Genomic DNA, 8151 nt, shown 5'->3' with positions numbered 1-8151 from the left:
GTTCGCCGTGGATAGAGACGCCGCGCTGGATGATGTCTTCGACGACCGCCTGTGGCGCGAACTGATGGAACGCCTGCTGTAAGCCTTCCAGCTCCAGCAGCGTATGATCGAACGCCGACTGGAGACGCCGCTCGCGAGCGCTCGTGTTCCGCAGAAGAACGGCAACCCCTGCCAGGCTGAGCGTAACGATCGCCAGAGCGACCGGGAGCGCTAGGCGCATACGCCGGCTTCGGTGAGCACGCTGAGGCGGCACATCGCGTTGGCGACGGCGTAGACCTGGATGGCTTCGAGCACTTCCTCCGGCTGAAGCTGGCTGGCGAGCTCGCGGATACGCGTCTGGATCGTGCGCGTCTGATAGCGGATCGTCTCGCGCGCGACGGGCACCAGGCGGGTTTCGGCAGCGCTCATCTTGTCCGATGTGAGGTGGGAGAGGATCTGATCGAAGTCGGCAGTTGAGAGACCTTCCGACTCAACGACTTCGCGGCATTCGCTCACCGCCAGAGAGCAGGAGAGCGCCTGGGCGACGATCGCGGTCATCATGCCCTTCGTGCGCTGCTGGAGGCCGTGTGTCTCCCAGCACCGGTTGACGATGCGGCGGACGTTCGGGTGGCAGGGCAGAGCTCGCAGTTGTTCGGTGACCTGGGCTGCGGGCCCGTCGTCCGGCAGATTCTGCTTGGCATCGGGTTGTGCCGGTCCGCGCCGCTTGGGCGAGCGAAGCAGGAACGGCTTCACCAGGAACCCGTACCACGGGTTCACGGTCCGTTCGATGGCAGCCGGGCGGAACGACGCCAAGGTCGCCAGCCGGTTCTGCAGAACCGCCAGAGTGGCGCACGTGGCGATCTCGGCGATGGTAGCGTCATCGAAGCCAGCACTTCTCAGGGCTTCGACGTCGGCGGCTCCCGGACGCGGGTTCGCGCGGGAGAGGCGTTGGGCGAAGTCGAGGGCGAGGCGTTCCGGTTCCGTCAGTTCGGCGCTGTGCAGGTCGGTTTCGAGCCGGCGGATCTCCGCCTCCGCAAACCCGTTCAACTGCAAGAGCGTCCGCACGTAGCCGTAGCAGAAGCGGCAGGAGTTGTCCTGCGCGACGACGAAGTTCGTCAGCGACATGAGCTTGGGCGACAGATGCGGGTACTGCGCCGCGAGGGCATCGAGATGCGACTCGATGATCCACGGGCAGCTCAAATAGACATCGTGCTGCGGCAGCCAGGTCCCGATGACCTGCTTGGCGCGCTGCACGAGTTCTGGGGAAGGCGGGACCCGTGGAGCCTCGAGCGGCTCGCTCCACTCGATGCGATCGAGCGGCGAAGACGGCATGACATCACCTCATCTGGTCAGCAATGCCTGCGTACGAAGCGTACTAGCCGACGCAACAGAATACCACGGATCCAGACTGTACTAGCGGGGCAATACGGGCGGAGACTGGGTCGACGTTGCGTCGGAGCTCACGCCCTTTTCATTTCTCCCCAAGACGTCGGTAGGTTCCCGGTCGGCTGGGCGCTCGCCGTGCGGGTCTTCATGCCCAGGATGGGCGTCAGCTTCGCCGCGAACGCGCCGCTGACCTCGTCCGGAACGACGACCGTGATCTTCTCCGGCGCATCGACGCCGACCCCGACCTCGACGGCTCTCCGGATCTGCTCCTGCTCGAAGATCGCTCCCTCGGTGACGACGGGCGTCGTCCCGTAGAGCCGCAAGATCGCCACGCCGACGGCATCGACCGCGATCCGATCCGTTCCGGCGATGACGACTCCCGGCTGGACCCGCTTGCCCGCTTCGGGACCCGCATCGACGAAGCCTTCCATCGCGTCGAGGACGATCAGGTCGGGCTGATAGAGCTGGTTGATCTCGGCGATCATCCGCCGTTGGTCGCGGGAGCCGTGGAGCTCGCCCATGAAGTTGTAGCCGTCCTTCGGCGACACGCGGGCGACCATCCCGACGCTGTTCTTGAGCGACAGCGTGAAGTGCCCGCCGAAGCGATGGGTCTTGAGGCAGCAGGTCTGGACGAGGCTCTCCGCTTCGAGGAACAGCTTGGGGAAATAGAGCCCGTTCTGCCAGTGGGAGTCCTTCATCTCGAACGGCTTCCACGCGTCATCCGCTAGCCGGTCGAGCGCGATGGATTCGAAGTCCATCTCCGACCCCAACGCCGGAATGCCCTTCTCCTCCATGACGCGCACCGTGTCGCCCATGCCGCTGCGGTCGGCGACGGTGAACGCCGTTGCGCCCATCTCGCTGAGCTTCCCGATCAGCGTGCGGAGCGTGTCGGGGTGGGTGGAACCCGGGAACTCGTGGGCGCTGTTGAAGTTGGGCTTGAGGACGACCTTTTTGCGCTGGACTGGGTTGGTTCCCAGAAGGTCGATGGCGCGGCGGATCGCGGCAGACCGGCTCTCGCTTTTGACGAGGGAGACGATTGCGCCGCCGGCATGGGGCTCCGACGAACCGCGCATCGGCAGAAGGAGCCCGGCTCCAGCGGCGGCAGACAGTCCGAGGAATTCGCGGCGGGTGTACATCGGCTCTCCTTTCACCGGTTGCGGTCGGGTCTTGGATGTACGGCAAGGCGCGGCGAGATGCAAGTCGGCTCCGCTGATGTCATCACATGAGATAGGGCAGAGCCTGGTCGTGCAGACCTCTTGGGGGATCGCCGCGCTGATGCTGATCGCCTGCGCGTCAGCATATCTCGCCTGTTCGTCCTGCTGAATGTCCCGACTTTGTGGATGAGGTCAGATGCGATGCGTCGTCTGCGCAGGAGCGGGAACACCTCCTATGTCGATATCGATCACGCTGTGCGCTCCCGCGAACCCAAGGGGCTCGCACGTCGGACGAGAACGCGCGTGCCCGGATGTTGCTCGGGTTGCCGGCTGGTATACTCTCTGCCGGAGGTGGCGCGCCCATGGCGATCTACGAAGAACTCGGCATCACGCGCATCATCAACGGAGCGGCGACCCTGACCCGTCTGGGTGGCTCCATCATGCCGCGCGAAGTCATCGGCGCGATGATGGAGGCGGCGAACGCATACGTCGATATCGAGTATCTCTCCGAGCGCGTCGGCGAGGAGATCGCGGCGATGACCGGCAACGAAGCCGCGTTCGTCTGCGCGAGCGCCGCCGCCGGAATCCTGCTCTCCGTCGCCGGCGCGATGACGGGAACCGATGCCGCCAAGCGCGCCCAGCTCCCCGACGCGAGCGGCATGCGCGACGAGGTGATCGTCCAGCGCTGCGCGTCGGTTCCCTTCGAGTTCGCCATCCGCCAGACAGGAGCCAAGATCGTCGCCATCGGGGACGAACGTCAGGCGACCGAAGACGAGCTCCGTCGGGCGCTGGGGCGCAAGACCGCCGCCGTGTTCCTCGCGCCCAAGGGCGACGGGCCCTCCGGCTCCATCCCGGTTCCGCGCGCCGTCGAGATCGCCCACGACCACGCGGTTCCCGTCATCGTCGATGCCGCTGCGCAGCTTCCGCCGCCGGAGAACCTCTGGCGCTTCACGGCGAAGTGGGACGCCGACTGCGCCATCTTCAGCGGCGGGAAGGGGCTCTGCGGACCCCAGGCGACGGGGTTGATCGTCGGCAAGAAGGCGCTCGTCGAAGCCGCCGCGTTCCATGCGTCGCCGGAGCCGTTCATCGGGCGTCCCGCGAAGGTGGGCAAGGAGGAGCTCGCGGGGCTCTACGCCGCCGTGAAGTGGTACCTCAGCCTCGACCACGAAGGCTTGATGAGGCAGTACGAGGAGACCGTCCAGTATTTCATCGACGAGCTCTCGCGCGCCAAGCACGTCATCGCCGAGCGCGATTTCCCGTCGGAGGCGGGTCAACCGATGCCGCGCGTCAAAGTGACGCTCGACGAAGAGGCGCTGGAGATGTCGCGTGACGAACTGATGGACACGCTGCTGTCGGACACGCCCGCCGTCGTCGTCTCTCCCGCCGGACCGCACGGGTTCCACATTAACCCGCAGACGCTGCGACCGGGCGAGGAGCGGATCGTCGCGACGCGGCTGCTTCGGGTGCTGCTGGGACGGGAGCTCGCCAACCTGCGCCGCGCGGCGGAGGAGCCGATGTCGTGAACGCCATTGACGCGCTGCTCACGCGCGAACAGATCGCCGCGTTCTGCGAGCGCTGGCGGATCCGCGAGTTCGCCGTGTTCGGGTCCGCTCTGCGGGATGACTTCGGTCCGGACAGCGACCTCGACGTCCTGGTGACCTACGCGCCGGACGCCCAGTGGAGCCTGCTCGATCACGTCGCGATGGAAGAGGAGTTGAGCGAGGTCGTCGGACGTTCCGTCGACATCGTGACGCGCCGCGCCGTCGAGCGGAGCGAGAACTGGATTCGGCGCGAGGCGATGCTGGGCAGTGCGCAAGTGGTCTACCGCGGTGGATGACGCGACGCTTCTCGACACCGCTGGAGCTCGCCGCTCGCCTCGATCCACTGGTTCCGCGCGAGCCTTGAGCGTGGCCGCCAACGTGACATGGAGGCCACCCATCACCGGGGACATGTGGCTCCCAGCTTGCGCCGCGATCGACCCGCACCAGAGGAACCTACTGTGATGACCCGCACGATCGTCGCGTTCGGAGATTCCATCTCGCAGAGCAGCCGTTTTCCGGTCGAAGAGCGCTGGACGACGCTCCTCCAAGCCCGGCTCCGCGCCGAAGGACGCGACGTGAACGTCGTCAACTCCGGCGTGGGCGGCAACACGACCGGACAGGGACTCGAACGCATCGAATCCGCCGTGATCGCCCACGCGCCCGACCTCGTCACCATCGAGTTCGGCTACAACGACTGTCACATCGTCGAGGGAACCGCGGCGCGGACTTCCGAAGCCGACTTCCGCACGAATCAGCACCGGATCGCTCGGATCATCCGCGAATGCACAGGCGCGCAGATGGTCTTCATCGCGAACCATCCGACGCTCATCATGGACATCAAGACGAACGGCAGGTCCTACGAGGCGAACAGCCGGGTCTACAACGCGATCACCCGCGATGTCGCCCGCATCGAAGGCGTTCCGCTGCTCGACCTGCACGCGCGATTCGGTCGGCGGGGCACGCCGCTCGGGGCGCTGCTCATCGAAGACGCGATCCATCTCAGCCGCGAGGGCGAGGCGGAATACGCAGCGCACGTCGGCGACTTCCTCATCGAGCATGCGCTCATCTGACGATGCCACGACCCATCTACCTCGACCACAACTCGACGACGCCGCTCAAGCCCGAAGTGCTCGACGCGATGATGCCGTTCCTGACCGAGCGCTACGGGAACGCCTCGAGCCTGCACGCCTACGGACGCGCCGCGCGGAATGCCGTCGAATCGGCGCGCGATGCCGTCGCCCGGCTGATCGGGGCGGAGCCGTCGGAGATCGTCTTCACCAGCGGCGGCACGGAATCGGACAACCTGGCGATCCACGGCATTCTGAACGCCGCGAGAGACAGGAATCGCCTCGTCACGACGGCGATCGAGCACCACGCCGTCCTCGAAACGGCGAAATGGCATCAGCGGCGAGGGGTTCCCGTGACGTTCGTCGGCGTCGATCGGTTCGGGCATGTCGACCTGGACGCGCTCCGCGACGCGCTGGACGACGGGACCGCGCTCGTCTCCGTCATGCACGCCAACAACGAGGTCGGCACGCTCCAGCCCATCGGCGAGATCGCGGAGATCGCGCGCGAACGGAGCGTTCCCCTGCACACGGACGCGGTCCAGACGGTCGGTCGGATTCCCGTCTCCGTCGCGGAGCTCGGCGCAAACCTGCTGTCGCTGTCGGCGCATAAGTTCGGGGGGCCCAAGGGCGTCGGCGCGCTCTACGTGCGGCAGGGGACGCGGATCGAGCGGCTCCACCACGGCGGATCGCACGAGCGGAACCGGCGCGGCGGAACCGAGAACGTCGCCGGCATCGTCGGACTGGGCAGAGCCGCAGAGCTCGCGCTGGAGGGCGTCGCGTCGGAATCGGCGCGGCTGCGCGACCTGACGGACGAGTTCCTGGCGCAGATCGCCGCGCGGATCGAGGGGTACGAGATCAACTCACCATCAGACCGGACGCCCGGCACGGTGAGTCTGTCGTTCCACGACGTGATCGGGGAGAACCTGATCCTCGCGCTCGACCTAGAGGGCGTGTGCGTCTCGACGGGTTCCGCATGCACGTCGGGGTCGATGGAGCCGTCGCACGTCCTGAGAGCGATGGGGCTTCCGCCGGAGATCGCCCAGGGAACGATCCGATTCTCGTTCGGGTCGGGGAACGACTCCGAGCAGGCGACCGAAACCGTGGACATCCTGGCGCGTCTGCTGGAGCGGATGCGCCAACGCAAGCCGAGGGCGCGAGCCGTCAACGAGGGAGCCGCCGGGTGAAAGTCACCTTCCTGGGAACCGGCACGTCGAGCGGGCTGCCGGTCATCGGGTGCGAATGCGCCGTCTGCATGTCGGACGATCCGAAGAACCGGCGTCTGCGCGTGTCGGTTCTGCTCGAATGGGACGACAAGCGCGTCGTCATCGACACGGGACCCGATTTCCGCGAGCAGATGATCCGCGAGCGCGTCCGGACGCTCGACGCGGTTCTCTACACCCACTCCCACGCCGACCATCTCTACGGACTCGACGACATCCGCATCTTCTGCATGCGCGCCGGAGGTAGGATACCGGTCTTCGGAGAGCGAGCGTCCCTCGACCGCATCCTGCACGTGTTCGACTACGCGTTCGTGGGTCGGGTAGAAGGCGGCGGCGTGCCGCAGTTGGACCTGCGCGAGATCGACGGGCCCTTCGAGCTCTTCGGTCGGGAGATCGTGCCGCTGCGCGTGTGGCACGGGAGCACGCCGGTTCTCGCGTACCGGATTGGCGGATTCGCCTACGCGACCGACTGCAGCGCCGTGCCGCCGGAGACGATGGAGGAGCTCGAAGACCTCGACGTCCTCGTTCTGGACGCTCTGCGCCCCAAGCCGCATTCGACGCACTTCTCCATCGACGAGGCGATCGCCGTCGCGCAGAAGCTCAAGCCGCGCCGGACGTACTTCGTCCACATGACCCACGATGTCGACCACGAGACGGTCAACCGCGAGCTCCCGAAGGGTATCGAACTCGCCTACGACGGGCTCCGCGTCGAGGTCTGACGCCGAGGTCCTCCACTTGCCACGCCGACACAAGCTACACGACGACGAGGTCGATATCGACGCCGACCTTGTCGAGCGGCTGATCGCGTCGCAGTTCCCACGGCTCGCGGGCATGTCCATCCGACCGGTTCCGTCGATGGGGACGGTGAACGCGATCTATCGCGTCGGCGGCGAGCACTACGCGCGCCTTCCGCGAACGCCTCGGTGGGCGGCCGACCTGGAGCGCGAATGCCAGTGGCTGCCGTATCTCGCGCCCCATCTGACGCTGCGGATTCCCGAACCGCTGGCGATGGGCGAGCCCTTGGATGGGTACGCCTTCCGCTGGGCGGTCTACCGGTGGATCGACGGCGCGCCCTATGACGACCGCCTCATCGCCGACGAGCGCGACGCCGCGAGGACGCTGTCGGAGTTCGTGCGCGAGTTGCGCTCCGTCCCGCCCCTGCCCGACGCGCCGCGCGCAGGTCGCCGCCCGCTGCGGGAGCTCGACGCGATGACACGCGATGCCCTCGAATCCGCGCGGGATGTCATCGACTGCGCGGCTGCGTTGACTGCCTGGGATCGCGCGCTCGAAACCCCGGCGTGGAGCGGCGAACCGGTATGGATCCACGCCGATCTGCTGATGCCGAACCTGCTCGTGAACGCAGGTCGGCTCGCTGCCGTCATCGACTTCGGCAGCGCGGGGATCGGCGATCCGGCGCACGATGTCATCCCCGCGTGGAGCGTCTTCGGGAGCGCTGGGCGGGACGCGTTCCGGCGGACCCTCGACGTGGACGACGGCACGTGGAGCCGGGCGCGCGGGATCGCCCTACACCAAGCCGCGATCGCCATTCCGTACTACGTCGAGACGAACTCCGGCTTCGCGGCGTTGGCGAAGCGCACCGTCGAGCAGGTCGTCTCGGACTGACGGATGGGACGTCAGACCGCCCGTCCCGCCGCCTTGAGGATAACGAGCGCATCCGCTGTGACGAAGGGATTACTCTTGCGGCGGCTCGACCCGCCCCAGTCCACGATGGACACGCCGTTGTCGCGGGGATCGCTGGGTCGGTAGTGCCGCGCCTCCGCCGAGAACCCGCCGTCCGGAAGCC

Annotated in this window: 9 protein-coding genes; 6 read left to right on the top strand and 3 right to left on the bottom strand. The window is 66.9% G+C overall.

The features are described 5' to 3' along the window. From FJZ36_16785 to FJZ36_16775, 3 genes are all read right to left on the bottom strand, one after another. A partial coding sequence (locus FJZ36_16785; GenBank protein ID MBM3216555.1) for a hypothetical protein occupies positions 1 to 220 on the bottom strand: 220 nt, incomplete at its 3' end. Further along, positions 211 to 1311: a hypothetical protein gene (locus tag FJZ36_16780; protein ID MBM3216554.1), complete on the bottom strand. Its 1101-nt coding sequence runs from the start codon at positions 1309 to 1311 to the stop codon at positions 211 to 213. The genes FJZ36_16780 and FJZ36_16785, both read right to left, overlap by 10 nt. Before the next feature lie 128 nt (positions 1312 to 1439). Then, positions 1440 to 2438 (bottom strand): DUF362 domain-containing protein, encoded by a 999-nt coding sequence (locus tag FJZ36_16775; GenBank protein MBM3216553.1) that lies wholly within the window; start codon positions 2436 to 2438, stop codon positions 1440 to 1442. A gap of 392 nt (positions 2439 to 2830) precedes the next feature. Between FJZ36_16775 and FJZ36_16770 the strand changes: the two genes are divergently transcribed. The 6 genes from FJZ36_16770 to FJZ36_16745 all read left to right on the top strand — a co-directional run bounded on the left by FJZ36_16770 (position 2831) and on the right by FJZ36_16745 (position 7970). Continuing rightward, positions 2831 to 4042, top strand: a complete 1212-nt coding sequence (locus FJZ36_16770; GenBank protein MBM3216552.1) for an aminotransferase class V-fold PLP-dependent enzyme — start codon at positions 2831 to 2833, stop codon at positions 4040 to 4042. Then, positions 4039 to 4356: a nucleotidyltransferase gene (locus tag FJZ36_16765; GenBank protein ID MBM3216551.1), complete on the top strand. Its 318-nt coding sequence runs from the start codon at positions 4039 to 4041 to the stop codon at positions 4354 to 4356. Before FJZ36_16770 ends, FJZ36_16765 begins: the two co-directional genes overlap by 4 nt. Positions 4357 to 4443: 87 nt before the next feature. Beyond that, the gene (locus FJZ36_16760) at positions 4444 to 5130 is read left to right on the top strand and encodes a hypothetical protein (GenBank protein ID MBM3216550.1); all 687 of its coding nucleotides are present in this window, start codon (positions 4444 to 4446) and stop codon (positions 5128 to 5130) included. Positions 5131 to 5132: 2 nt separating this feature from the next. After that, complete coding sequence (locus FJZ36_16755; GenBank protein ID MBM3216549.1) at positions 5133 to 6311, top strand: cysteine desulfurase; 1179 nt, start codon at positions 5133 to 5135, stop codon at positions 6309 to 6311. Continuing rightward, positions 6308 to 7066: an MBL fold metallo-hydrolase gene (locus tag FJZ36_16750; protein MBM3216548.1), complete on the top strand. Its 759-nt coding sequence runs from the start codon at positions 6308 to 6310 to the stop codon at positions 7064 to 7066. The genes FJZ36_16755 and FJZ36_16750 overlap by 4 nt, the downstream gene beginning before the upstream one ends. After that, complete coding sequence (locus FJZ36_16745; protein ID MBM3216547.1) at positions 6987 to 7970, top strand: aminoglycoside phosphotransferase family protein; 984 nt, start codon at positions 6987 to 6989, stop codon at positions 7968 to 7970. Before FJZ36_16750 ends, FJZ36_16745 begins: the two co-directional genes overlap by 80 nt. Positions 7971 to 8151 lie beyond the last annotated feature (181 nt).

It is taken from the genome of Candidatus Poribacteria bacterium (assembly GCA_016866785.1).
In the GTDB taxonomy this organism is placed as follows: Bacteria; Poribacteria; WGA-4E.
Note: the sequence above shows the minus strand (reverse complement) of the source record. Positions and strands in the feature narration are given on the sequence as shown.

Coding starts and splice junctions, on each gene's coding strand:
- FJZ36_16745 (MBM3216547.1), top strand. CDS start 6,987: ATGTCGACCACGAGACGGTCAACCGCGAGCTCCCGAAGGGTATCGAAC.
- FJZ36_16775 (MBM3216553.1), bottom strand. CDS start 2,438: ATGCGCGGTTCGTCGGAGCCCCATGCCGGCGGCGCAATCGTCTCCCTC.
- FJZ36_16760 (MBM3216550.1), top strand. CDS start 4,444: ATGGAGGCCACCCATCACCGGGGACATGTGGCTCCCAGCTTGCGCCGC.
- FJZ36_16780 (MBM3216554.1), bottom strand. CDS start 1,311: ATGCCGTCTTCGCCGCTCGATCGCATCGAGTGGAGCGAGCCGCTCGAG.
- FJZ36_16755 (MBM3216549.1), top strand. CDS start 5,133: ATGCCACGACCCATCTACCTCGACCACAACTCGACGACGCCGCTCAAG.
- FJZ36_16770 (MBM3216552.1), top strand. CDS start 2,831: ATGTTGCTCGGGTTGCCGGCTGGTATACTCTCTGCCGGAGGTGGCGCG.